At 69.3% G+C, this 218-nt stretch carries 1 protein-coding gene; it reads left to right on the top strand.

The features are described 5' to 3' along the window. On the top strand, positions 1-218 hold a 218-nt coding region (locus tag THIARS_RS18735; protein ID WP_186436766.1), incomplete at both ends, for an AbrB/MazE/SpoVT family DNA-binding domain-containing protein.

Below are 218 nucleotides of genomic sequence, written 5' to 3'. Positions count from 1 at the left end.
GGGGTGTATGTCACTGCCGCGCTGGCCATACTCTGCACCCTGGGGAGCGTGCTGTTCGTGATGCGCCTGGCGGAGCGGACGCAACAGGAGAACCGGCGCCGCAACCAGCACCGCAGGATTGGGGTTCCAGCCGAGATCCTCGAGGCGCTCGGGGTCGAAGCTGGGGATACCTTGGCCTGGGAGGTCGGGGAGGATGGGACGGTGCGCGTGCGCCGGGC

Origin of the sequence: Thiomonas delicata (genome assembly GCF_900088825.1) — a bacterium.
GTDB classification, from domain to species: Bacteria; Pseudomonadota; Gammaproteobacteria; order Burkholderiales; family Burkholderiaceae_C; genus Thiomonas_A; species Thiomonas_A delicata.
Note: the sequence above shows the minus strand (reverse complement) of the source record. Positions and strands in the feature narration are given on the sequence as shown.